A 1452-nucleotide genomic window follows, 5' to 3' on the forward strand; every position below is an offset into this window, starting at 1 on the left:
GCATCGCATGGTGTGGGTTGGAAAGTTTTTCGGTGGGGGATGGGCTCGCGGCCTATCAGCTTGTTGGTGGGGTGATGGCCTACCAAGGCGTCGACGGGTAGCCGGCCTGAGAGGGCGACCGGCCACACTGGGACTGAGACACGGCCCAGACTCCTACGGGAGGCAGCAGTGGGGAATATTGCACAATGGGCGCAAGCCTGATGCAGCGACGCCGCGTGAGGGATGACGGCCTTCGGGTTGTAAACCTCTTTCAGCAGGGAAGAAGCGCAAGTGACGGTACCTGCAGAAGAAGCGCCGGCTAACTACGTGCCAGCAGCCGCGGTAATACGTAGGGCGCAAGCGTTGTCCGGAATTATTGGGCGTAAAGAGCTCGTAGGCGGTCTGTCGCGTCTGGTGTGAAATCCCGAGGCTCAACCTCGGGCTTGCATCGGGTACGGGCAGACTAGAGTGCGGTAGGGGAGACTGGAATTCCTGGTGTAGCGGTGGAATGCGCAGATATCAGGAGGAACACCGATGGCGAAGGCAGGTCTCTGGGCCGCAACTGACGCTGAGGAGCGAAAGCATGGGGAGCGAACAGGATTAGATACCCTGGTAGTCCATGCCGTAAACGTTGGGCACTAGGTGTGGGGCTCATTCCACGAGTTCCGTGCCGCAGCTAACGCATTAAGTGCCCCGCCTGGGGAGTACGGCCGCAAGGCTAAAACTCAAAGGAATTGACGGGGGCCCGCACAAGCGGCGGAGCATGCGGATTAATTCGATGCAACGCGAAGAACCTTACCAAGGCTTGACATGCACCGGAAACACTCAGAGATGGGTGCCCCGTAAGGTCGGTGCACAGGTGGTGCATGGTTGTCGTCAGCTCGTGTCGTGAGATGTTGGGTTAAGTCCCGCAACGAGCGCAACCCTCGTCCTATGTTGCCAGCGGGTTATGCCGGGGACTCATGGGAGACTGCCGGGGTCAACTCGGAGGAAGGTGGGGATGACGTCAAATCATCATGCCCCTTATGTCTTGGGCTTCACGCATGCTACAATGGCCGGTACAGAGGGCTGCGATACCGTAAGGTGGAGCGAATCCCAAAAAGCCGGTCTCAGTTCGGATTGGGGTCTGCAACTCGACCCCATGAAGTCGGAGTCGCTAGTAATCGCAGATCAGCAACGCTGCGGTGAATACGTTCCCGGGCCTTGTACACACCGCCCGTCAAGTCACGAAAGTTGGTAACACCCGAAGCTCATGGCCCAACCGGTTTTCCGGGGGGAGTGGTCGAAGGTGGGACTGGCGATTGGGACTAAGTCGTAACAAGGTAGCCGTACCGGAAGGTGCGGCTGGATCACCTCCTTTCTAAGGAGCATCTGATACCCCCTGTGGCGCTTCGTGCGTCGCTTCATTGCCTCGTCTGCCAGGTCTTCTGGTGGGTTCGGTGGTGGGGTGGGGGTCAGGCAGACCATCTGAGA

General features: G+C 59.0%; 1 rRNA gene. It reads left to right on the top strand.

The features are described from left to right. Positions 1–1339 (top strand): 16S ribosomal RNA (locus ACH443_RS20355); the annotation flags it as partial. Positions 1340–1452 lie beyond the last annotated feature (113 nt).

This window comes from Isoptericola sp. NPDC019571 (assembly GCF_044389385.1).
In the GTDB taxonomy this organism is placed as follows: Bacteria; Actinomycetota; Actinomycetes; order Actinomycetales; family Cellulomonadaceae; genus Isoptericola; species Isoptericola nanjingensis.